The 22,044-nt window shown below is 43.6% G+C and carries 24 protein-coding genes and 1 tRNA gene; 5 read left to right on the top strand and 20 right to left on the bottom strand.

The genetic code is table 11. The features are described 5' to 3' along the window. Both GMES_RS20005 and pheA read left to right on the top strand, forming a co-directional pair. Nucleotides 1–330, top strand: a 330-nt coding sequence (locus GMES_RS20005; protein ID WP_039987872.1) for a response regulator, incomplete at its 5' end; no start/stop codon positions are given. A gap of 208 nt (nt 331–538) precedes the next feature. Beyond that, nucleotides 539–1,738, top strand: a complete 1,200-nt coding sequence (gene pheA / locus GMES_RS20000; protein ID WP_006994634.1) for a prephenate dehydratase — start codon at nt 539–541, stop codon at nt 1,736–1,738. Between the two features lie 51 nt (nt 1,739–1,789). On the opposite strand, the gene GMES_RS19995 is transcribed toward pheA, so the two are convergent. Genes GMES_RS19995 through GMES_RS19985 form a run of 3 tightly spaced genes read right to left on the bottom strand, consistent with a single transcriptional unit; the run spans nt 1,790 to nt 4,721 of the window. Beyond that, nucleotides 1,790–2,461: a YoaK family protein gene (locus GMES_RS19995; RefSeq protein WP_006994633.1), complete on the bottom strand. Its 672-nt coding sequence runs from the start codon at nt 2,459–2,461 to the stop codon at nt 1,790–1,792. A 29-nt stretch (nt 2,462–2,490) separates the two neighbouring features. Then, nucleotides 2,491–3,618, bottom strand: a complete 1,128-nt coding sequence (gene tyrA, locus GMES_RS19990; protein ID WP_006994632.1) for a bifunctional chorismate mutase/prephenate dehydrogenase — start codon at nt 3,616–3,618, stop codon at nt 2,491–2,493. A gap of 11 nt (nt 3,619–3,629) precedes the next feature. After that, nucleotides 3,630–4,721: a 3-deoxy-7-phosphoheptulonate synthase gene (locus GMES_RS19985; RefSeq protein WP_006994631.1), complete on the bottom strand. Its 1,092-nt coding sequence runs from the start codon at nt 4,719–4,721 to the stop codon at nt 3,630–3,632. 433 nt (nt 4,722–5,154) lie between these two features. Here GMES_RS19985 and GMES_RS19980 point away from each other — a divergent pair, with 433 nt between their 5' ends. After that, the gene (locus GMES_RS19980; protein ID WP_006994630.1) at nt 5,155–7,383 is read left to right on the top strand and encodes a M3 family metallopeptidase; all 2,229 of its coding nucleotides are present in this window, start codon (nt 5,155–5,157) and stop codon (nt 7,381–7,383) included. 61 nt (nt 7,384–7,444) lie between these two features. Here the strand turns inward: GMES_RS19980 and GMES_RS19975 are convergent, their stop codons facing one another. The 4 genes from GMES_RS19975 to soxR form a co-directional block, all read right to left on the bottom strand. Then, entirely contained in the window at nt 7,445–8,215 is a 771-nt protein-coding gene (locus tag GMES_RS19975; RefSeq protein ID WP_226990350.1) for a DNA-J related domain-containing protein, read from the bottom strand. Between the two features lie 10 nt (nt 8,216–8,225). Continuing rightward, the gene (locus tag GMES_RS19970; RefSeq protein WP_006994628.1) at nt 8,226–8,816 is read right to left on the bottom strand and encodes a sugar O-acetyltransferase; all 591 of its coding nucleotides are present in this window, start codon (nt 8,814–8,816) and stop codon (nt 8,226–8,228) included. Nucleotides 8,817–9,008: 192 nt separating this feature from the next. After that, entirely contained in the window at nt 9,009–9,920 is a 912-nt protein-coding gene (gene rlmF / locus GMES_RS19965; RefSeq protein WP_039987882.1) for a 23S rRNA (adenine(1618)-N(6))-methyltransferase RlmF, read from the bottom strand. A gap of 110 nt (nt 9,921–10,030) precedes the next feature. After that, a complete protein-coding gene (soxR, locus tag GMES_RS19960; protein WP_006994626.1) occupies nt 10,031–10,486 on the bottom strand; it encodes a redox-sensitive transcriptional activator SoxR in 456 nt (151 codons plus the stop codon). Nucleotides 10,487–10,576: 90 nt separating this feature from the next. Between soxR and GMES_RS19955 the strand changes: the two genes are divergently transcribed. After that, nucleotides 10,577–10,960 carry a VOC family protein gene (locus tag GMES_RS19955; RefSeq protein ID WP_006994625.1) on the top strand — a complete coding sequence of 128 codons (384 nt, stop codon included), beginning with the start codon at nt 10,577–10,579 and terminating at the stop codon, nt 10,958–10,960. 68 nt (nt 10,961–11,028) lie between these two features. Here GMES_RS19955 and rplS read toward each other — a convergent pair whose 3' ends face one another. The 12 genes from rplS to rlmE form a co-directional block, all read right to left on the bottom strand. Beyond that, nucleotides 11,029–11,388, bottom strand: a complete 360-nt coding sequence (gene rplS / locus GMES_RS19950) for a 50S ribosomal protein L19 (protein ID WP_006994624.1) — start codon at nt 11,386–11,388, stop codon at nt 11,029–11,031. After that, nucleotides 11,381–12,178: a tRNA (guanosine(37)-N1)-methyltransferase TrmD gene (gene trmD, locus GMES_RS19945; protein ID WP_006994623.1), complete on the bottom strand. Its 798-nt coding sequence runs from the start codon at nt 12,176–12,178 to the stop codon at nt 11,381–11,383. The genes rplS and trmD overlap by 8 nt, the downstream gene beginning before the upstream one ends. After that, nucleotides 12,178–12,708, bottom strand: a complete 531-nt coding sequence (rimM, locus tag GMES_RS19940; RefSeq protein WP_006994622.1) for a ribosome maturation factor RimM — start codon at nt 12,706–12,708, stop codon at nt 12,178–12,180. The genes trmD and rimM overlap by 1 nt, the downstream gene beginning before the upstream one ends. 30 nt (nt 12,709–12,738) lie before the next feature. After that, the gene (gene rpsP, locus GMES_RS19935) at nt 12,739–12,990 is read right to left on the bottom strand and encodes a 30S ribosomal protein S16 (protein ID WP_006994621.1); all 252 of its coding nucleotides are present in this window, start codon (nt 12,988–12,990) and stop codon (nt 12,739–12,741) included. Nucleotides 12,991–13,480: 490 nt separating this feature from the next. After that, the gene (locus GMES_RS19930) at nt 13,481–14,653 is read right to left on the bottom strand and encodes an ABC transporter ATP-binding protein (protein ID WP_033187595.1); all 1,173 of its coding nucleotides are present in this window, start codon (nt 14,651–14,653) and stop codon (nt 13,481–13,483) included. Between the two features lie 101 nt (nt 14,654–14,754). Then, nucleotides 14,755–14,839 (bottom strand) — tRNA-Leu (locus tag GMES_RS19925). A 12-nt stretch (nt 14,840–14,851) separates the two neighbouring features. Further along, complete coding sequence (secG, locus tag GMES_RS19920) at nt 14,852–15,223, bottom strand: preprotein translocase subunit SecG (protein ID WP_033187421.1); 372 nt, start codon at nt 15,221–15,223, stop codon at nt 14,852–14,854. Between the two features lie 9 nt (nt 15,224–15,232). Continuing rightward, complete coding sequence (tpiA, locus tag GMES_RS19915) at nt 15,233–15,982, bottom strand: triose-phosphate isomerase (protein WP_006994618.1); 750 nt, start codon at nt 15,980–15,982, stop codon at nt 15,233–15,235. 128 nt (nt 15,983–16,110) lie between these two features. After that, entirely contained in the window at nt 16,111–17,454 is a 1,344-nt protein-coding gene (gene glmM / locus GMES_RS19910; RefSeq protein ID WP_006994617.1) for a phosphoglucosamine mutase, read from the bottom strand. Then, nucleotides 17,447–18,280, bottom strand: a complete 834-nt coding sequence (folP, locus tag GMES_RS19905; protein WP_006994616.1) for a dihydropteroate synthase — start codon at nt 18,278–18,280, stop codon at nt 17,447–17,449. Before folP ends, glmM begins: the two co-directional genes overlap by 8 nt. 85 nt (nt 18,281–18,365) lie before the next feature. Next, nucleotides 18,366–20,336, bottom strand: a complete 1,971-nt coding sequence (gene ftsH / locus GMES_RS19900) for an ATP-dependent zinc metalloprotease FtsH (RefSeq protein WP_039987870.1) — start codon at nt 20,334–20,336, stop codon at nt 18,366–18,368. A 52-nt stretch (nt 20,337–20,388) separates the two neighbouring features. Then, nucleotides 20,389–21,018, bottom strand: a complete 630-nt coding sequence (gene rlmE / locus GMES_RS19895) for a 23S rRNA (uridine(2552)-2'-O)-methyltransferase RlmE (protein ID WP_006994614.1) — start codon at nt 21,016–21,018, stop codon at nt 20,389–20,391. A 95-nt stretch (nt 21,019–21,113) separates the two neighbouring features. Here rlmE and yhbY point away from each other — a divergent pair, with 95 nt between their 5' ends. Beyond that, the gene (yhbY, locus tag GMES_RS19890) at nt 21,114–21,410 is read left to right on the top strand and encodes a ribosome assembly RNA-binding protein YhbY (RefSeq protein WP_006994613.1); all 297 of its coding nucleotides are present in this window, start codon (nt 21,114–21,116) and stop codon (nt 21,408–21,410) included. Between the two features lie 115 nt (nt 21,411–21,525). Here the strand turns inward: yhbY and GMES_RS19885 are convergent, their stop codons facing one another. After that, complete coding sequence (locus GMES_RS19885) at nt 21,526–22,017, bottom strand: FKBP-type peptidyl-prolyl cis-trans isomerase (protein ID WP_006994612.1); 492 nt, start codon at nt 22,015–22,017, stop codon at nt 21,526–21,528. Between the last annotated feature and the right edge of the window lie 27 nt (nt 22,018–22,044).

The following is a 22,044-nucleotide window of genomic DNA, read 5'->3' as shown; positions in this document are numbered from 1 at the left end:
AATCATATAAAACGTGTTCTGCAAGGACTGGGGATTGAGCAAATAATCGAAGCCGAGAATGGCGCAACGGCGTTAAGTAAACTTAAAGAGCACACCTTTGATTTAGTGGTCACTGATTACAATATGCCGGAAATGGATGGTAGAGAATTATCAGAGTTCATCCGTTTTAACACTGAAACCTCTCATATTCCCATTATTATGGTGACTTCTGAATCTGTTAATAGCTTGCATATGGCCAACATTCACCAGACAGGGGTGAATGCTTTGTGCGATAAACCTTTTGAAGTGGAACAAGTTAAGATGCTACTTATTTCCCTTCTTGAGGAGTAATTTCGCGGGCAAAACTTAGGTTTTTAACCAGTTTATAGAGTTTTACGCGTCTAAAGGCCATTTTGGCATAAGGTAATGATTGACATCAGGCGTCTGAGTTAATAGATTCAATAGCCTAACTGATAGTAGTTTCAGCGCGCCAAGCCTGTGTTAAATCATTTATGTACAAAGAACTTATGCCTTACCAAAAAGGCCTTTTAACCTGTTTATGGAAGTGAGTAAAATGTCGGTCGTGGAGCTAGATAAACTAAGAGAACAAATTACCTCAATTGATCAGCAGTTACTTAAACTGCTTGCAGAGCGCCAGCAATGTACCAATCAAGTGGCTGAAACTAAAATAACCCATCATATTCCAGTAAGGGATCATAAGCGCGAAGAACAGCTGCTCGTCAGTTTGATTAAGCGCGGTCAAGGTCACGGTCTAGATGCCCATTATGTGACTCAGTTGTTTCATGTGATCATTGAAGATTCAGTACTTAATCAGCAAGCGTTGTTAGCTGAAAGAGCGAATCCGGGTAGTAGTCTTCCTCTTAACCGTGTGGCGTTTTTAGGGGACAAAGGCTCTTATAGTTATCTTGCGACACAAAAGTACTTTTCTCGTCGCCCGGGTGAGCTTTTAGAGATCGGCTGCCAAAGCTTTGGCGAAATCATCAAAAAAGTAGAAACCAACGAAGCTGACTACGCCGTATTGCCGATTGAAAATACATCGTCTGGTAGTATCAATGAAGTGTACGACCAATTACAACATACGCATCTGTCGATCATTGGCGAGTTAACACATCCGATTAAACATGCATTGTTAGTTTCTAAAAATACCGACGTTCACCGCATTAAAACCTTATATGCGCATCCGCAGGTATTTGCCCAGTGCAGTCACTTTTTAGCTGAGCTCGGCAATGTGGAAGTCATAACCTGTGACGCCACATCAACAGCCATGATGACGGTGAATGAATTACAAAGCGAGTCAGTGGCCGCTATAGGCAGTGAAGCAGGCGGTGCTTTATATGGATTACATGCTATTAAGTCTAACCTTGCTAATCAAAAAGAGAATCACAGCCGTTTCTTCGTGGTTGCTCGTCAACCGGTTAATGTGCCGTTGCAAGTTCCTGCCAAAACAACCTTAGTCATGTCTACGGTACAAAAGTCTGGTGCGCTTGTAGAGGCCCTAATGGTGCTCAAAAGTAACAACATTAATATGACTAAACTCGAATCTAGGCCGATTACCGGTAACCCTTGGGAGGAGATGTTTTACATTGATGTTGAAGGGAATATCCAAGATGGGCCCATGCAAGTCGCCCTCGAGGAGCTTAAAAATACCACTCGTTATTTCAAAATATTGGGCTGCTATCCCAATGATGAAATAAACCCAACCAAAATTGCTGCAGTCAATGCCCTTAAAGAAGAATAGTTAAGGCAATTGTCCACCTAGAAGGTGGGTCTATTTAACATAAAGAAGGCGCTAATAGCGCCTTCTTTTCATTTTATTGCGATAAACGCGGTAGCTCAGTGCCAGAACAAAGCATAGTGATGCCGGCATTAACAACGCGTTAAAACCGAAGTAGGTAAATAAACTGGTGCCAATCGCTCCGCCACTAATAAACCCGCTGATTAGCAATAAGAACAATATCATTTTGCGCTTATCAAAGCTTTTCTGTCTTAACCGTTCGCCTAACATGATCCCCAAATCGGTAAAAATCCCTGTCATGTGAGTGGTCCGGATAATGGCTCCGCTGTAGGTGGTTGCCAGAGCATTTTGCAAACCACATGCGGCAGATGCAGTATAGTGACCAGCAGCGTAATTCTCTCTAAGTAACCAAATGGATAGCAATAAAAGGCATCCCTCCGTGAAAAGTAAAAAGTCATAATGGCGAGATAGCTTGAGAGTACGATTACGTAAGAAAAAGCCAGAGAAAGCTGCCCCCAGCATAAAGCTGAGCAGAATAGCGAAAAGGTGAAACGACTCTTTTAACGATACATGGCTTAAACTTGCCCCAATAAGCGTTGCGGTGCCTGATAGATGAGATATAGCTTGGTGGGTAAAGCCTAATAATCCCACGGCATTCACAGTACCGGCTATCATAGCCAATATAAATGCGCCGTACTCCACCCACCTTGGTAACCGTGAAATCATGATATTAAAACACTATTAATGGATGAGTATTACTCGCTTATTGTACGATCATCGTTCGCTTTAAGAAGTAACTTTTTGCTGTCTACCAACGATTGCTTTGAATAATCGCCAAACCAAGCGCCAATCTTAAAGAACAATTTAATAAACGAGCCTTTATCACCTTTTTTGAGCATATCTAAAGCGTGATCAAAGGTATCTCTAAAACTGGTGAGTACAGCAACGCTGTCTTTGTTATTAAAAATGATATCCGTGTATAAGGCAGGATCTTGGGCGAACAAGCGCCCAACCATAGCCAGTTCCAATCGGTAGATTGGCGAACTGAGCGAAATAAGTTGATCAAGCGAAGGGTTTTCAGTCAGCAGATGCGCACCAAACACGTAACTAGAGAAGTGGCGCATGACTTGAATAAACACCATTGAATCATCATGCTCTTGAGCATCAGTTTCCTGTAGTGCAGCTCCCCAAACACGCATTTGCTGCAATAACCATTGGTATTTGTCTTCCTCGCGGCCATGGCATACAACCACAACCTGTTTGACCATACTGGATACATCAGGCCCAAACATAGGGTGTAAGCCAACCACCGGCCCTTTATGGGCTTTTAACATGGCAGCCAATGCCACTGCTTTGGTACTGGTGATATCGGCTAAAATGCAACTTTCAGGCAGATTATCTAGCTTAGCAATGATTTGTTCGGTTAATTGAATAGGGACCGCCACAAGCACCAAGCTTGCTGTTGCGAACATTGCGTCGGCCCTAGGCCAATCTTTTTGTTCAAGAACATCGACCTTATAACCGCTTCGGGTAAACATATCCACGAAAATACGCCCTAACGCACCGCCACCACCAATAACAACTATATTGTTAACCTGCGGAGCACAACACATATAACGTTTATTTTGCGTGTGATACGACTCACGCATAATTCGGCGCAATAAGTCTTCGACTAATGCAGGAGGAACACCTAACGCTTTAGCTTGTTCACAGCGCTGCTCAATTAATTCGGCTTCACGAGCGGGAACATAAATAGGCAAACCAACCTTACTTTTATACACACCAACCTGTTCAGTCAGCGCAGCACGCTTTGCTAACAGCCCCACTAGCTCAGAATCTAGGCTATCAATTTGGTCGCGTAATATTTCTAGTTCGGTTGGCATTCAAGTTCCTTTTAATTTGGGCTGTTAAGTTTATTTAACCGCAAAGGCAATACAGTAATAAGTTTATCACGCATGTGGTTAATTAACTCATCTGTTGATTCCCAATTGATACAACCATCGGTGATAGACACACCATACTCTAGCTCACTAGGCGTCTTACCTTTATTGCTTTGATTGCCCGCATTTAAATGGCTTTCTAACATAATGCCAATCACTGATTGGTTACCACCGAGTATTTGATTCACCACATTTTGTGCTACCAATGGCTGGCGGCGGTAGTCTTTACTAGAGTTCGCATGGCTACAATCCACGACTAAACCAGCACTTAATTTTGCAGCGCGCATTTCTTCTTCGCAATCTGCCACGCAAACAGAATCATAGTTTGGTTGCTTACCACCACGAAGAATAATATGGCCATCAGGATTACCTTGAGTTTGGATCACGCTCACCTGCCCTTCGCCATTTATCCCCATGAAACTGTGACCTGATGCGGCCGATTGTAGTGCATTAATAGCAATACCTAGGCTACCATCTGTGCCGTTTTTAAAACCTACAGGCATAGATAAGCCGCTAGCCATTTCACGGTGAGTTTGTGACTCAGAAGTACGCGCGCCAATTGCCGACCAGCTGAATAACTCAGCTAAATACTGAGGGCTAATCGGGTCAAGCGCTTCTGTAGCAACTGGAATTTCAAGCTCCGCCAACCAAATGAGTAACTCCCGCGCTTTACGTAAACCTGTTTCAATATCAAACGTATCATCAATATGTGGGTCGTTGATCAGTCCTTTCCAACCGACGGTCGTACGTGGTTTCTCAAAATACACCCGCATCACTATGTATAACGTGTCTTTGCATGACTCGTGTAGCTCTTTAAGTTTAAGTGCGTATTCTTTTGCGGCTTCAATATCATGTATTGAGCATGGTCCACTGATAACCAGAAATCGATGATCACGACGATGAATAATGTCAGAAATAATTTGACGTGAAGATTGGATCACAGATAAAGCGTGGTCCGTAACGGGAAGCTCACTCTTTAAGGTTTCAGGGGTAACAAGTACCTGTTCAGAGGTAACGTTAATATTATTGATGTTGTCGCGTAACATAATCTTAGACTCACAAGGTAAAGGGTAAAACACGAACTGCATGGCAGTCGAACTGGAAATAACATGTTTAAAGCAAGCGGCCGATTAAATGTAAACATATAATTACAACTGCAAATTAACTTTTTATGTAATTTGATTGACTTTTTAACATTTGATAATTTTTTTCGCAAGAATTAATTAATTTATTCGTCTGTTAGCTCAAAATACGCGCAAAACACCCTAGAAAAATCACACTCATCACCAGCGCTTATAGCTGCACATCAACGCTTACACTTTGCGTACACCAGTATAGGTCAACAAATTTGCGGTCACATAGCATATCGCGATAGTCTTTAGTATTACCCAAGCATGACAGTGCACCGGTAAGAGACATCACAATAAACAAAATCGAACGACAACATAGTCGTCAAAAGTATTTAACTCAGGGATCCCTATGAAAAAAGCATTACTCAGCCCAGTTGCATTGGCTGTTTTGCTTGCTGCGTGTCAACCCGACACCGCAAGCCAGGCAAATCAGGACGCAGCGCACCAAAAGACTGCCCAGCAAGACACTACTCAGCTGCAAAGAACATCTCAACAAAACGGTGACATCGCAAATAATAACCCCTTGCTAGCGGAGTCAAGTGCGCCATTTGGCGTGCCTGAATTTTCAAAAATAAAGGTTGAACATTTCGAGCCTGCATTTGATTTTGCCATTGTCCAAAACCAACAAGAAATTGACGACATCGCTAATTCTAGTAAAGCTGCCACATTTGAAAATACCATCGAAGCGATGGAAAAATCAGGCCAAGCTCTTAATCATGTAGCGACTGTTTTTTACGCGCTAAACGGTACTGATACCAGCAAAGAAATGCAGGGCATTGCTAAAAAGATGTCATCTCGCTTATCAGCGTTAAATGATGACATCTATCTTAATGCCAAACTCTTTGCCCGCGTTAAATCAGTATATGAGCAAAGAGACAGCCTCGACTTGCGCGTGGATCAGAAAACCTTGCTTGCTGATAGCTATCAATCATTTGTGCGGGGTGGCGCTAACCTAAGTGAAGTAGATAAAGCGAAACTACGTGATTTGAACAGCCAATTATCTAAATTATCAGTTCAATTCGGTGAGAATTTACTCGCTGAAACCAACGCCTTTGAATTAGTTATCGATACGAAAGATGACTTAGCTGGACTACCCGAGGATATTATTGCTGCTGCCGCAGTAACGGCCACTGAGCGTGGACACGACGGTAAATGGGTATTTACCACTCATCGCCCTAGTAAAAATCCTTTTTTGACCTACGCTGAAAATCGTGATTTACGTAAAGCCTTATACGAGGGTTATATTCAACGTGGTGACAACGAAAATGCTAACGATAATAAAAAGTTAGCCTCAAAAATTGCCTCCTTACGTTACCAAAAAGCCCAATTACTTGATTATAAAACCTATGCGGATTTTGTACTTGAAAAAGCCATGGCGAAAAACCCTGAAAATGTTTATGGCTTATTAGACCAAGTATGGCCAGCGGCATTAGCTCAAGCGAAAAACGAAGTCGCAGATATGCAAGATATGATCAAAGCAGAAGGCGGTGACTTCACGCTCGCTGCTTACGATTGGTGGTATTATGCTGAAAAAATTCGCAAAGCCCGTTACGATCTGGACGCAGCGCAAACTAAGCCGTACTTTTCTCTTGATGCAACCCGTGAAGGCGTTTTTTATACCGCAGAAAAGCTATGGGGAGTGACCTTTAAAGAACGTCAAGATATTCCCAAATATCACCCAGATGTGCGTACCTTCGAAGTGTTCGACAAGGACGGCTCTAGCATTGGCGTTTATATGACGGATTACTACGTACGCGAAAGCAAACGTGGTGGCGCTTGGATGAACTCCTACCGTAAACAGCAAAAAATGTTTGGCGAGAACGTTAAGCCGATTATTTACAATGTGCTTAACTACCCACGTCCTGTAGGCGACGCGCCGGTTCTACTTACGTTTGATCAAGCATCGACCTTATTTCACGAATTTGGCCACGCTATACAAGGCTTGTTGTCCGATGGTTACTATCAGTCACAAACGGGCACCTCATTACCACGTGATTACGTAGAGTATCCGTCGCAAGTGATGGAAAACTGGATGATGGAGCCCGAAGTATTGGCGCAGTTTGCCAAGCACTATAAAACCGGTGAAGTGATCCCTCAAACTTTGATTGAAAAGATTCAAGCTGCAGGTAAATTCAATCAAGGTTTTGCTACCACAGAGTACATGGCGGCAGCATTACTGGATATGAAATGGCACACCCTTGAAACGGCCACAGAACAGGATGCAGATGCATTTGAAAAAGCGGCAATGGATGAGATTGGGTTGATCCCACAAATTACTCCTAGGTATCGCACAGGCTATTTCTCGCATATATTCTCTGGCGGGTATGCATCAGGGTATTATGGCTATATCTGGTCGAACATTTATGACGCTGATACATGGCAAGTGTTTAGCCAAAACGGCATTTTCGATCAAGACACTGCGAGCGGCTACCGTGAACATGTTCTTGAAACTGGCGGCACTGAAGACCCGATGATCATGTATCGTCGCTTCAGAGGCCAAGATCCAAAAGTATGGCCCTTGCTTGAGCGTCGTGGTTTGCTCACTGATGAGCAGTTAAAAACAATGAAAGCGCAGTAAACACAACTCAATAAATATACAAAGCCCTGTTTAGCAGGGCTTTTTTGTGTCTCTCCTAAGCCTATCTAATCCCCTGATTTTTAAGTATGTAAGCATATGCTCCCTGTAACGTCTGTGCGCTATGCACGTCACCGCCTTTATCAGGATGGTGCTGATGAATAAGCTTCAAATATTGGCGTTTCACTGCCTTTAATGGCGCATTAATAGGAAGCGCTAGCACGGCATAACTTTTCTCAAGCTGTTGTGTATCACCGCTCTTTTGTAACTCTGAGGGGGTCTCTTCCTGCTGATAATTTAGCCAAAAGTTATCCAGTAACGCTTCCACCTCAGCTTGGGAGGTTTCGGTGAAGTTATCCCAATCCAAGTAATATTCCGCCAATGGATCGGCTATCGAAAGACTATTTTTGCTGCCCTGCGCATTAAGCGGTAAAGGTCGAATATTAAGGGTATAAATATCGATATCACCAATACCCTGCTCTCGCCAAGTTTGCCGTAGCTGATATAACGCATTAAAGAGAACAAAGTGGGTGCGAAATAGAGCTAAGGGCTCACTCAATGATAACGATGAAAATAGCTCGGCGCTATGCTGAACTGGTTGCACAGACGAGAGCTCACTAGAAGTATCGTTTGACCCCTCAAAGGCGTATTCGGCGGTCCTCTGCTCAAATTTAGCAGCCGAGGCCACCTGAAAATCACCAAATGAAGTCTGTAACCGTTTAAGCAAGTCGTACTCACTTATCCCTAGGGGATGGGCAAGCAATAATCCTTCAACAGAACTAACTAAAGACGGTGTAACCCTTTGGCGTTTGTCTTTCACTGAAATATGGCTCAAGCTAAGCTCACTATTTGGCACATCCTTCATCTAATGTCGTGTTATCAATTTGGCGAATAGCCACAGCTGGTACACCCGCAACTACAGTATTTTCAGCAACATCTTTATTCACCACTGCCCCTGCAGCAATAACTGCGTTGTCACCTATCGTCACCCCATCCAAAATTTTTGCCCCCATGCCTATCCACACACTGTTGCCAATAGTGATTGGTCGTGCCGTTTCCAAGCCTTTGTTACGTCTTTTAGCATCAAGTGGATGCGACGCAGTGGAGATGAGCACGCCAGGGGCAAGCATCACATCATCGCCAAAGGTAACAGCGGCAGCGTCTAAAATAACCACATTATGGTTAGCATAAAAGTTTCTGCCCACACGAATGTTGTAACCGTAATCGCAGTGAAAAGTTGGCTCTATCCATGAATTAGGTGAATCCGCAAATATGCTTTGCAAGGTTTTCATTGCGGGTTTTCGCTCAGCCTCAGATGCTAAATTAAACTGCTGACATGCGGCTTTCGCTTTGGCTCTGTCTTGCTGTAGCACTTTATTACTCGGAAAATATAACTCGCCTGTTAACATTTTTTCTTTTTCAGTCAACTTTTCCATTGCTACTCCTGCTTTTATGGTTCTGGTTCCATTATCGCGACATAAGATAAGTATCGCCGTATAGTTAACGCTATTTTGCTTAGTGTTTTCGGACCTAATACTCGATTGACGCAAGAATGAAATACAGACACCCTTTGTACTCTAGTGTCTGACCTTTTACTGCGTCACTCTTTACTGCTTTATTCTCCAGTCTCAGAACTTCCATGCCACAAACCGACTTATTTTTTGGCCTTGGCCCATTTCAATTTTCATAAACTGCTTAGCCCCAAAATAGCGAACACTGGTTTCGATGGCTTTAAGATGCGCACTTTTTGACACTAAGCAGGTGAACCACTCAACCTGAGATTGATACTCGACACTTTCCTTGATCATTCGCTGTATAAATGCCAATTCGCCACCTTCACACCATAGCTCGTTGCTTTGCCCGGCAAAGTTAAGTTTATTTGCCGTTATCGGTTGTGCTTTACTTGTGTTGTTGTGTTTCTGCTTATGACGCCCAAGTCCCTTTACTTTTCGCAGGCTTCCCGTGGCAGCCTCTTGAGCAGATTTATGGAACGGTGGGTTGCACAGACTAAACGCAAAATGTTCGTCGGGCTGAATGATACCGGTAAAAATCTGAGCTTTGTCATGCTGTTTACGCACAGCGAGTAAGGGCTTCAATTTAGGATTGTTATTAACTAAAGCCGTCGCTGATTTCAGGGCAACGTCGTCAATATCACTGCCCACAAAGCGCCAGCCATAGGTTTGGCTACCGATAATCGAGTAAATAGCATTAGCGCCTAAGCCAACATCTAGCCCTTTTATACTATTACCTGTGGGTACAACTCCCTTATTTTCTTTGGCTAACAGCTCAGCAAGGCCATGAATATAGTCTGCTCGGCCTGGCACCGGCGGGCACAAATACCCGTCGGGTATATCCCACATATTCAACCCGTAATAATGAATAAGCAGTGCTGCATTAAGCGCTTTAACAGACGCCGCTTTCGAGAAATCAATGCTCTGCTGACCGCTCTTCGCCTTAACCACATGTGCCTCAAGTATAGGGTAACTTTGACACAACGCTGACATTGGGTAACCGTTTCGGTGTACATTACGTGGATGCATTGTAGCGCTAGTGTTTGGTGCGTCTTTGTTGTTCACAGCCAACTTTTTTGCCTTTAGTGTTTTAATTCTTGTCATGTTTATTAAGCATTCAATTGCTCGCCATTATGCGGTTATAAATTCGGCCTATCGTCTAATAAAAATCTCGCCCCCGCACCTTTTGTCGCGATGTTATCTTCTTTATTGTACAGACGACATTTGTCTAAAGACAGGCAGCCACAACCAATACATCCCGCTAATGACGATTTAAGCTGGGTAAGCTCAGCAATACGCTGCTCAATACGCTGATTAAATACCTCACTTAAGGAGGTCCAATCGTCTTTTGTCGGTGTTCGGTTATCAGGCAATGCGTTTAATAATTGGCGTATTTCATCCAAGCTGTAACCCATATTTTGTGCAATGAGAATAAAGGACACCCTGCGTATGACTGAACGAGGGAAGACTCGGCTGCCACCAGGAGTGCGAACGGACGGAATAATTTCTTGGTTGGCATAGTAGCGGATCAAGGAAACCGCGTTACCAGTGCGCTTTGCGATAAAGCCAATACTGACCAGTGGTTCCTGTGGCATAAAAATAAACTCAACTTTTTCTTGATCTAAAGTTAGCTTTAGATATTAAGCTGTCGCCATACAATAATCCAGTCACGAAGAGGAATAATTATGCGCCCAGCTATGTTTGAACACGTTAATTTAACCGTCACCGACCCTGACAAAACGGCAGAAATACTTTGTCAGTTATTTAACTGGCATATTCGTTGGTCAGGCCCTGCTAAAGATGACGGTTATACCGTGCATGTGGGATCAGAAACGGCTTACTTGGCTTTGTATAAGCCAAAACACTTTAAAAACGGCGATATCGATCATCGCAACATAGGCAAAGTGAATCATCTTGGGATCTTGGTCAATGAACTAGATACCGTAGAAAAATGTGTCACAACATTAGGGTTTAAAACGTTTAACCATGGGGATTATGAGCCGGGAAGGCGTTTTTACTTTATGCTCAGCGAAAGTATTGAAGCTGAAGTGGTGAGTTATTCGAGTTAAGTACCAGGCAGTAAAAAGCCCGCAAAATGCGGGCTTTTTTATAAGTTAACGGTAACGCAAAATTAATATTAGTTAAGCTTTTCTTTGATACGTGCAGAACGACCTGAACGGTCACGCAAGTAATAAAGCTTAGCACGACGAACATCGCCACGACGTTTCACAGCAATTGAACTAATTGCAGGGCTGTGGGTTTGGAACGTACGCTCAACACCTTCGCCGCTAGAAATCTTACGAACTGTAAAAGCAGAGTGTAGGCCACGGTTACGTTTAGCGATTACAACGCCTTCGTATGCCTGAAGACGCTCTTTCTCGCCTTCTTTAACGCGTACTTGAACAACAACTGTATCACCAGGGCCAAATGCAGGAACATCAGATTTTAACTGTGCTTCTTCAATGCGCTTGATGATATCTTGATTGACTTTACTCATCATATCCTCTCATCCCAGAATAACTGCCATTTTGCTGCAACAACTCTTGCTGATATTCATCTAACAAACGTTGCTGCTCCTCAGTCAGAGCTAGGTCGTTTAATAATTCAGGGCGTCGTTGCCAGGTTCTACCTAGCGACTGTTTATCACGCCACTGTTTGATTTTTTGATGATCACCGCTCAACAATACAGAAGGAACTGATTGGCCGTTCAAGTTTTCTGGTCGGGTATAGTGCGGACAATCTAGCAAACCGTCGCTAAACGAATCTTGCTCGGCAGATTGTGCATGCCCTAATACACCAGGTACCAGTCTTGCGACCGCATCCATTAAGATCATCGCAGGTAGTTCACCACCGCTGAGAATATAGTCACCAACAGACCATTCTTCGTCTATTTCAGCTTCTATTACTCTCTCGTCGATACCTTCGTAGCGACCGGCGACTAGAATCACACTTTCATTTTCAGAAAGCTGCTTCACACCACGTTGTGTTAATGTTTTCCCCTGAGGCGAGAGATAAATCACCTTAGTTTTTTTCTCGGCAGCCTGTTTGGCTGCACGAATTGCGTCTAATAGAGGCTGAACCATCATCAGCATTCCTGGACCACCACCGTATGGTCGGTCGTCAACAGTACGATGTTTGTCGTGAGTAAAATCTCTTGGATTAAAGAAATCTACTTTCAACTTACCGCTTTTTACAGCTCGTCCTGTTACGCCCTGTTCGGTAAAAGTCTGAAACATTTCAGGAAACAGACTCACTACCCCAAACCAACGCTGTGTATCTGAACTCATTAAAAGCTCGGATCCCAATCAACCTGTATGGTTTTCGCCTCACGGTCCACTTTCTTAACGACTTGGTCGATTAAGTAAGGCACCATGCGTTCTTTTTGACCGAAAGCATCTTTCAAATTGGCTTTGATTAACATGACGTCATTCGCACCCGTTTCGAATAATTCTTTCACGACACCTAAGTTGTAACCCTGTTCGGTTACGACTTGCATGCCGACCAACTCTCTCCAATAAAATTCATCACCATCTAATTGAGGTAGCTGTTGAGCTTTAATTGAAATGTCGAGATTTTTGATACTTTCAGCATCGTCTCTTGTTTCAACCCCAACCAGTTTGGCAACCAATCCCTTATTGTGGGTTCGCCATTGGTCAACAACGATTTCTTTAGTATTCCCTTCTTGGCCCACAAGCCAAGGGGTATAACTAAAAATACCGTCTAATTCATCGGTATATGAAGTGATTTTGACCCAACCTTTAACACCGTAAGGTGCGCCGATTTTGCCCATCACTAATGTGTCAGACGCGTGACTCATTTATACCTCAATCTTTCTTTGCAATTGCAATTAAGCAGCTGCTTTTTGTGCATCTTTAACCAAGCGAGCAACACGGTCAGAAAGGCCTGCGCCATTTCCTACCCAATGCTCTACGCGGTCTAGATCAAGACGTAAACGCTCTTCTTGACCTTGTGCTGTAGGATTAAAGAAACCGATGTTTTCAATAAAACGACCATCGCGTGAACGACGGCTGTCAGCAACCACTACTTGATAAAATGGACGCTTTTTCGCGCCACCACGCTGTAAACGAATAGTAACCATAAATGCCTCAAACTCGTTGTAGCGTTAACGTTAACTTATGTACCTTTTTAGCTATCTAACGATTTACTGCTAGATAAAAGGACGCCGTATTGTACGGATTTTAGGCTTGATTGCAAGTCTAGTTAGTAAAGAACAGGCAATTGATTTAATTCAGTTATCTACCTTGCGAGTAAACCATGAGTTGATTGCTTAAATTCGCGCGGATACCGAATAGAGTTGGTGCTTGAACATTAAGTATTTGGATTAAGGGGCTGCTGATTTTTTGCTAAGCATTTTTAGCAAACTAGTTAGACAAAGCGGATGCTTGCGGAGCTAGTAAAACTTTACATCAATAGCATTCAACACCGTATTAATTGGCTCACAGGCCCAGCCCGAAGATGTCAGCAATGTACCATTTCAGATTTTACCCAGTAAGCTTACAGGACTATTTCGCGACTCTAATGCGCACACTTAAACCCAAATTTGTATAGCATAGGGTATACAGGCTTAGTTAAAGCGAAATACGTTTTTCATTTTCATCGAATAAGAGCGTGTCTGCCAGCGCAAAAGTAAGATAAATCTCTTGGCCTACATCCACAGCTTCACTCGATAAAACGACCACCAGATGACCTCCTTGATCGAGATCGCCATTTGCTTTGTTTTCGACGTTATTCATCAAAGGAGCCGAGTCAACAGGCGGTGAAGACTCAGCGACCTGCGACGAATTAATCAAGGGTGACAAATAGAGATATTGAACATCGCCTAAGTACTCTACTTTAGCGACGTTCATTTGGATCCCTTGAGGGATGGGCAGAAGTGAAACCCTGAATGCCCTTGGTCTTATTCCCATTAGTAGTTTTTGCCGGTACAGCACTTCGGGCACATCACAAAAAATACGATGCTCAATCTTTCCTGTTAGTTGTAATCCTTGATTATTAGCCTTAACGTCAAATAAATTGATTTTAGGCTCACCAAAAAAGCGAGCCACATAAACGTTATTGGGTGAACGGTAGATATTCTCAGGGGTGTCAAATTGTTCCACACCGTTATGACTCAAAAGCAATATACGCTGAGCTAATGCCATAGCTTCATGTTGATCATGTGTAACAAACAGGGTGGTCGTGGCTAACCCCAAATGCAGTCTTTTTAACTGCTGACGCATTTCTATTCGCAGTTCAGGATCAAGATTAGAAAATGGCTCATCAAATAAAAATAATTGCGGCTTTGACAGCATAGCCCTACCAATAGCCACGCGTTGTCTTTGCCCTCCTGATAGTTGTTTAGGGTATCTGCCGAGTAGGTCACTAATGGCTAAACGCTTAGCTACGAGGGCAACCTCATGGGTCACTTGTGACTGCTTAACCTTTTTGACGTTCAGAGCATATCCCAAGTTGTCTGCTACGTTTAGGTGGGGGAACAAAGCGTAATTTTGAAAGACCATACCAACATTGCGTTGCTGAGTAGGTAAATGCTCAACTGGCTCACCATCGAACAAGATACTTCCTTGCGTAAGGTGCTCTAAGCCGGCAATCAGCCTAAGTAAAGTCGACTTCCCTACCCCAGAAGGCCCCACAATAGCGACAAATTCTCCCACTGCAAATTCTGCGGATACTGGCGGGAAACGAAAACTGTTCGTCGTGCTGCTTAGTACCGTAGAAATATTTTGTAGGCTAATTTGACTCATGAATAAAATATCCAATTTACGCGCTGATTGACGAAGATAATTAACGAAAACACGTGCCATAAAAAAAGGCCGTAACTCACGTTACAGCCTTTTTCATAAAATGGTGCGGATGGGGAGACTCGAACTCCCACGGCCTAAGCCACAGCCCCCTCAAGGCTGCGTGTCTACCAATTCCACCACATCCGCGTGGTAATTTTTTTAGCTTTGAGGAACATCACTCGCTGGTGCGTCTGATGTAGTAACGGGTACATCAGATTCAACAGGTGCTGCTGTAGATTGAGCAGGCTCATCTAACACAGGAACTTCAATATTCTGCCAGTCATCAACTGCTTTTTCTTTATCTGCAGTTTGATTACCTAGAATAAGGCTGATCACGAAAAAGAATGTAGCCAATATCGCAGTAGTACGCGTCAGAAAATTACCTGAACCCGTTGAACCAAATACAGTGTTTGAACCGCCACTACCAAACGAAGCGCCCATGTCTGCTCCTTTGCCTTGTTGGATAAGAACAAAGCCGATCAACATAATCGCTACTATTAAATAAACTACAATCAAAACTTCGTAAAACATCTGTCGCCTCTATCGCTTTGCCGCTAAGCAAATGCTTAAAAAATCTTCTGGATTTAAACTGGCTCCGCCAATCAAACCGCCATCAACATCGGGTTGTGAAAACAATTCATCAGCATTACTGCCTTTGACGCTTCCACCGTATAAAATCACGCATTGGTTAGCAATTTTGCTATCTTGCTTTGCCAAATGTTGACGTATAAATGCATGTACTTCTTGTGCTTGCTCGGGACTAGCAGTTTTGCCAGTTCCAATTGCCCAAATAGGCTCGTAGGCGATAACAATATCGTTAAATGCTGCAATACCCACTTTATTTATTACCGCATCAATTTGTGCCGCGATAAAATCGAATAATTGACCGCTTTCACGCACATCTTCTGGTTCACCGACACAAAACAAAGGGATGAGCTTATGGGCTAAAGCCAGCTCAATTTTGTCGGCAACCAATTCATTTGACTCGTTGTTATCAGCACGTCGTTCTGAATGACCCAATATAACATATTGGCACTTCATTTCTTTCAACATGCCCACGGCGATTTCGCCGGTGTGCGCACCAGATTCAAATTGACTGATATTTTGGCCGCCTAAGGCAAAATTACTGTCGTTGAATCCACCTAAATAAGGAAACGGTGGGCAAACCACAACATCTACATGAGATACATCAGCCTTAGAAAATGTGTCTTCAACTTGCTTAATTAACGCAAGATTGCCGTTCATTTTCCAATTACCTGCGACTATAGGTCGACGGTTATTCATTTGCATCCTAACTCCTGTAGTGCCAGTGAAAAGCGCGCGAGATATTAACCAACCTGCTACCAATATACAAGTAGCAGAGTTGAATTTTAACGAGTTTATTCAGTAAATATCGACAGTTAATTAATATTGCCGTTTTATTGCCCAGTTGCCTTGCGTACGGCGTCTGCAATATGTTCTGCCCACTTGCGAGAATCAGTCCCATCGTTCGCTTCAACCATGACGCGAATGAGTGGTTCTGTACCACTCTTACGCAGCAGTACCCTGCCTCTTTCGCCAAGCGCAACCTCGGCTTCAAGCACGCTGTTTTTAACTTCATCGGCAGCTAATGGTGTATCACCTTCGTTAAACCGCACGTTGATTAAGGTTTGCGGGAATTTGGTCATACCGCGACTCAATTCATTCAAGGTCATATTCGCATTTAGCATCGCGGCCAATACTTGTAAGCCGGCCACAATACCATCGCCAGTAGATGCAGCATCTAAATTTAACACATGACCAGAGCCCTCACCGCCGATCGACCAGCCTTTTTGGCGAAGCAGTTCAAGCACATAGCGGTCGCCCACATTACTACGTTCAAATGGTACACCAAGAGTACTCAATGCGACTTCTAGTCCTAAGTTACTCATAACAGTGCCAACCACTCCGCCTTTGAGCTTGCCAGACTTGAGGGCATCACGCGCAACGATATAAACAATTTGGTCACCATCAATCACGTTTCCGTGGTGATCGACGAGCATGATGCGGTCTCCATCACCGTCTAGGGCAAATCCAAGATCGGCTTTATTTTTGATCACACTATCAACGATGGCTTTCATCGAGGTGGCGCCTACTTTACGATTGATATTTAATCCATCGGGCTCTGTTCCAATTTCGATGACTTCAGCGCCTAGCTCACTCAATACATTAGGTGCTATGTGGTAGGTTGCTCCATGAGCGCAATCCACAACGATCTTCAACCCTTTCAAAGAAAGATTTGATGGAAAATTGCCTTTACAAAACTCGATATAGCGCCCAGCAGCATCGGCAATACGTACGGCTTTACCCAATTTGTCAGATGCGACACATTGCATAGGTTTTTCCATTTCGGCTTCAATCGCAAGCTCAATGTCATCATCTAATTTAGTGCCATCAGCAGAGAAAAATTTAATGCCATTATCGTAATAGGGATTGTGTGATGCACTAATAACAATACCTGCCTCTGAACGAAAAGTTTTAGTTAAATAAGCGATAGCAGGGGTCGGCATAGGCCCAAGTAAACCGATATTAATACCCGCAGCAGAAAGGCCGGCCTCTAGCGCTGATTCCAACATATAGCCAGAAATGCGCGTATCTTTTCCGATAAGCACTTTATTCGTGCCACTTCCAGCAAGCACTTTACCTGCAGCCCAGCCTAGTTTCATAACGAACTCTGGGTTAATCATGTTCTCACCGACTTTGCCACGAATACCGTCGGTTCCGAAATATTTTCTGTCACTCATTTTTATTTTCCCTTTGTAACATAGATACAATTTTGACTGCATCAACCGTTTCATTTACATCGTGTACACGAATAATTTGCGCACCTTTAAGCGCAGCAATAGTCGCCAGCGCTACACTGCCTGCTAGTCGTTCTTCTAATGGACGATTAAGAAGCTGGCCTATCATAGATTTTCTAGACATACCTACCAGTAAGGGGTAACCCAATTTGTGCAAATTTTCCAACTGCGCAAGTAACTGATAATTATGGTTCAAACTTTTACCAAACCCAAAACCTGGATCGAATAAAATACACTCTTTTCTGATACCTGCCTCAATACAAACCTTGGCTCGGGCCATTAAGAAATTTTGCACGTCATTGCATACATTATCGTAATGAGGCGCATCCTGCATACTACGAGGCTGACCACGCATATGCATCAAACAAACGGGTACTTGAGCGCTTAGTGCAACCTCTAAAGCGTCAGGCTCTTGCAAAGCTCTCACGTCATTAATGAGCCCCGCACCTGCATTCACAGCGGCTTTCATTACCGCAGCCTTACTAGTATCAATTGAAATGACCGCGTCAAAACGTTTATTAAGGGCTTCAATGACAGGTATTACCCTATCGAGTTCTTCCTGCTCAGCAACGTCAGCCGCACCTGGGCGAGTGGATTCGCCACCCACGTCTATAAAGTCAGCGCCGGATGCAATCATTTCTGCTGCATGTTCAATAGCCTTATTTAAAGGCGCATATTGACCACCGTCTGAAAAAGAATCAGGCGTGACGTTTAAAATCCCCATCACTTTAGGGGAATCAAGCTTTAGTGTTTTATGGCGAAAATTCATGAATGTAATTGGTATACCTAAGCTGAGCTTAAAAAAAACGCTTTGTTGATCACTCAACAAAGCGTTGTATTAACGACTCATCTAATTAGTGAGTAGCATCACCTGGTTTACCAACCGTAGGATCAGATTTCTTCGTCTCTGCTTTTTCGTCAGCATCGCCTTTTGGCTCTTCGCTGACTGATGCACCGCCTGTTGGAGGAGTATCGTCATTTTTTGAATCTTCGATCCAATCAGCAGGAGGACGAACATCTGTGCGCGCCATCAGATCATCAATTTGTTTGGCATCAATGGTCTCATATTTCATCAAACAATCTTTCATGGCGTGCAAAATATCGATGTTGTCGGTCAATATTTTCTCTGCACGTGAATAGTTTCGGTCGATTAGAGACTTCACTTCAGCATCGATAGCACGGGCTGTATCATCTGACATATGTTTGGATTTCGCCATGCTGCGTCCAAGAAACACTTCACCCTCTTCTTCAGCATAAAGCATAGGACCCATCTTGGTAGACAAGCCCCATTGTGTCACCATCTTGCGCGCAATGTCGGTAGCACGTTCAATATCATTTGATGCACCAGTGGTTACGCGATCTTCACCTAGCGTAAGCGCTTCTGCGATCCGGCCACCAAACAAACTTGAGATCATGCTTTCAAGGTGTTGTTTACTATGGCTGTATCTATCTTGCTCAGGCAAGTACATGGTCACGCCCAACGCTCGTCCACGTGGGATAATCGATACTTTGTAAACAGGGTCGTGCTCTGGTACTAAGCGACCAACAATTGCATGTCCCGCTTCATGATAAGCAGTATTCGTTTTCTCTTCCTCTGACATGACCATGTTTTTGCGCTCAGAGCCCATCATTATCTTGTCTTTGGCTTTATCAAACTCTTCCATTGAAACGGTGCGCTTACCACTTCTGGCAGCAAATAATGCAGCTTCGTTTACTAGGTTGGCTAAATCAGCCCCAGAAAAACCAGGCGTACCACGAGCGATGTAAGACGGTTCAACATTGTCTCCTAAAGGCACTTTGCGCATATGAACTTTTAGGATCTGCTCGCGTCCACGAATATCCGGTAAACCTACATGCACTTGACGGTCAAAACGACCTGGGCGCAACAATGCAGGGTCAAGTACGTCAGGACGGTTAGTCGCAGCGATAACGATAATACCCTCATTCCCTCCGAAGCCATCCATTTCAACCAACATCTGGTTCAATGTTTGTTCACGTTCGTCATGACCACCGCCCATGCCGGCACCACGTTGGCGACCAACAGCATCAATTTCGTCAATGAATATGATACATGGTGCGGCCTTTTTCGCTTGTTCGAACATGTCACGTACACGAGATGCACCTACACCCACAAACATTTCAACGAAATCAGAACCTGAAATTGAGAAGAATGGTACTTTCGCTTCACCAGCAATGGCTTTAGCCAGAAGGGTTTTACCCGTTCCTGGAGGACCCACTAGCAGCACGCCTGTAGGAATACGTCCGCCTAACTTTTGGAATTTGCTTGGGTCACGCAGGAAGTCGACAAGTTCAACTACATCCTCTTTCGCTTCATCACAGCCTGCTACATCTGCAAAGGTCGTTTTGATCTGGTCTTCGCCCATCAAACGCGCTTTGCTTTTACCGAATGACATAGCGCCACGGCCGCCGCCTCCGCCTTGCATTTGACGCATGAAGAATATCCACACGCCAATGAGCAACAACATAGGAAACCATGAGATGAAAATAGAGGTAAGTAAAGAAGGCTCTTCAGGCGGCTCACCAAGAATTTTTACATCTTGTTTCACCAAATCTGAAATAAGCTGATCATCAAAGTAAGGGATATAAGTAGAGAAACTTTCCCCAGAACGCTTTGTTCCTTTGATTTCACGTGATTCACTATCTATACGTACTTCACGGATTTGTCCTTGATTTGCCTCTTTAAGAAACGTTGTATAATCCGTTTGTACCTTTGATGACTCCCCCGGAGAAAAACTCTGGAAGACTGACATCAAAACGACAGCTATGACCAACCATAAGATTAAATTTTTTGCCATGTCGCTCAAGTTGTTGACCTCTGTTATTTCAATTCTGTTGCGTAGCTCACGCCTGAGACTACTATAATTTAAAGCCCGTCGCTACCAGATAAACCTCTCTGGAACGCGCACGAGATGAATCTGGTTTACGTGTTTTGACTACTTTGAAAGCATTTTTGACTTCAGTAAAGAATTGGTCAAAACCTTCCCCCATAAACACTTTTACGGTGTAACTGCCGTTTTTCTTTAAGACCTGACGACACATATCCAGTGACAGTTCGACTAGATACATGGATTTCGCCTGATCTGCTGTATCATTGCCCGTCATGTTCGGCGCCATATCAGACATCACTACATCTACGTTTTTTCCGCCGATTTTGTTCAATAACGCATCCAATACAGCTTCTTCACGGAAATCACCCATCAAAAAATCAACACCAGGTAATGGGTCCATCGACAAAATATCACACGCTATAACATGGCCGTTATCCCCAACTTGCTTAACCGCATATTGCGACCAGCCACCAGGAGCAGCACCTAAGTCAACCACCGTCATACCGGGTTTTATTAGACCGTCTTTTGCTTGAATTTCTTCAAGTTTAAACACCGCACGGGAGCGCAAACCTTGTTTTTTTGCTTGAATGACATATTTATCGTCAAAGTGCTCTTTTAACCAGCGTTTACTGCTTTCAGATTGCTTATTTTTACCCATTGGCTTCGTTTGTCATTAGGAATACTTGGAAGATGGCGCTAGAATACTGGTTTTCAACTGTTCACATTCAATATAATTGTAAGAAATATTACTCAATGACTCTATCAAACAAGCAAAAACAACACCTTAAAGGCCTCGCACATTCACTTAAGCCAGTAGTTCAACTTGGTGCAAATGGATTAACTGAAGGCGTACTGGCTGAAATTGAAGGCGCTCTTAGCCATCATGAACTCATTAAAGTTAAAGTCCCTACTGACGACAGAGAAGAAAAAGGCTTAATCATGGATGCCATTATCCGTGAAACGAAAGCTGAAAAGCTACAAACCATTGGGCATACACTGGTCTTATTCCGCCAAAGTGACGAGAAGAAAATCGAGTTGCCCCGTAAATAGCACACCATCATGAAGAGCCCTTTATCATCTCGCAATTGATCATTTCCGAGATAACGGGCTCTTGCTTAGGTTGACGCATTGCCTTAATCAAAAAATGCATCAATCGAAGCACCTATTAATGGTGATGACCGCCAACGCCATGAGCATGCCCATGCTGAATTTCTTCAGGTGTCGCTTGGCGTACATCAACTACCTCTAAAGCAAAGTTTAGTGTTTTTCCCGCCATCGGATGATTCAAATCCACGGTCACCATAAATTTACCTACCTTAAGTACCGTCACTTCACGTTGACCTTGCTCGGTGTTTACTACCGCAGTCATGCCCGCTTTCCACTTTTTCGTCCCTTTATCGTCTTGCAGATGCTTCATAGGAATACGTTGCTGTGCATCATCACGAATTTCACCATAGGTTTGCGCAGGTTCAAGCTCTACTGAAAAAGTATCGCCGACACTTTTACCTTCTAAAGCGCTTTCAACGCCTGGCATCATATTGTCGTGCCCATGAAGGTAAGCTACGGGCTCTGCATCGCGGTTATTCTCAAGCTCAGTACCATCTAGTTCGGTAATGGTATATTTAAACTGTACAACTGTGTCTTTTTCGATTTGCATGTTCTATCTCTAGTTATCAATAATTTT

Source organism: Paraglaciecola mesophila KMM 241 (assembly GCF_000315015.1).
Taxonomy (GTDB): domain Bacteria; phylum Pseudomonadota; class Gammaproteobacteria; order Enterobacterales; family Alteromonadaceae; genus Paraglaciecola; species Paraglaciecola mesophila.
The sequence above is the reverse complement of the archived record's forward strand: the minus strand, read 5'-3'. Positions and strand labels throughout refer to the sequence as shown.

Bases quoted from the DNA above. Each gene is read 5' to 3' on its own strand.
- pheA (WP_006994634.1), top strand. From the start codon at position 539: ATGGAAGTGAGTAAAATGTCGGTCGTGGAGCTAGATAAACTAAGAGAA.
- GMES_RS19995 (WP_006994633.1), bottom strand. From the start codon at position 2,461: ATGATTTCACGGTTACCAAGGTGGGTGGAGTACGGCGCATTTATATTG.
- tyrA (WP_006994632.1), bottom strand. From the start codon at position 3,618: ATGCCAACCGAACTAGAAATATTACGCGACCAAATTGATAGCCTAGAT.
- GMES_RS19985 (WP_006994631.1), bottom strand. From the start codon at position 4,721: ATGTTACGCGACAACATCAATAATATTAACGTTACCTCTGAACAGGTA.
- GMES_RS19980 (WP_006994630.1), top strand. From the start codon at position 5,155: ATGAAAAAAGCATTACTCAGCCCAGTTGCATTGGCTGTTTTGCTTGCT.
- GMES_RS19970 (WP_006994628.1), bottom strand. From the start codon at position 8,816: ATGGAAAAGTTGACTGAAAAAGAAAAAATGTTAACAGGCGAGTTATAT.
- rlmF (WP_039987882.1), bottom strand. From the start codon at position 9,920: ATGCATCCACGTAATGTACACCGAAACGGTTACCCAATGTCAGCGTTG.
- soxR (WP_006994626.1), bottom strand. From the start codon at position 10,486: ATGCCACAGGAACCACTGGTCAGTATTGGCTTTATCGCAAAGCGCACT.
- GMES_RS19955 (WP_006994625.1), top strand. From the start codon at position 10,577: ATGCGCCCAGCTATGTTTGAACACGTTAATTTAACCGTCACCGACCCT.
- rplS (WP_006994624.1), bottom strand. From the start codon at position 11,388: ATGAGTAAAGTCAATCAAGATATCATCAAGCGCATTGAAGAAGCACAG.
- trmD (WP_006994623.1), bottom strand. From the start codon at position 12,178: ATGAGTTCAGATACACAGCGTTGGTTTGGGGTAGTGAGTCTGTTTCCT.
- rimM (WP_006994622.1), bottom strand. From the start codon at position 12,708: ATGAGTCACGCGTCTGACACATTAGTGATGGGCAAAATCGGCGCACCT.
- rpsP (WP_006994621.1), bottom strand. From the start codon at position 12,990: ATGGTTACTATTCGTTTACAGCGTGGTGGCGCGAAAAAGCGTCCATTT.
- GMES_RS19930 (WP_033187595.1), bottom strand. From the start codon at position 14,653: ATGAGTCAAATTAGCCTACAAAATATTTCTACGGTACTAAGCAGCACG.
- secG (WP_033187421.1), bottom strand. From the start codon at position 15,223: ATGTTTTACGAAGTTTTGATTGTAGTTTATTTAATAGTAGCGATTATG.
- tpiA (WP_006994618.1), bottom strand. From the start codon at position 15,982: ATGCAAATGAATAACCGTCGACCTATAGTCGCAGGTAATTGGAAAATG.
- glmM (WP_006994617.1), bottom strand. From the start codon at position 17,454: ATGAGTGACAGAAAATATTTCGGAACCGACGGTATTCGTGGCAAAGTC.
- folP (WP_006994616.1), bottom strand. From the start codon at position 18,280: ATGAATTTTCGCCATAAAACACTAAAGCTTGATTCCCCTAAAGTGATG.
- rlmE (WP_006994614.1), bottom strand. From the start codon at position 21,018: ATGGGTAAAAATAAGCAATCTGAAAGCAGTAAACGCTGGTTAAAAGAG.
- yhbY (WP_006994613.1), top strand. From the start codon at position 21,114: ATGACTCTATCAAACAAGCAAAAACAACACCTTAAAGGCCTCGCACAT.
- GMES_RS19885 (WP_006994612.1), bottom strand. From the start codon at position 22,017: ATGCAAATCGAAAAAGACACAGTTGTACAGTTTAAATATACCATTACC.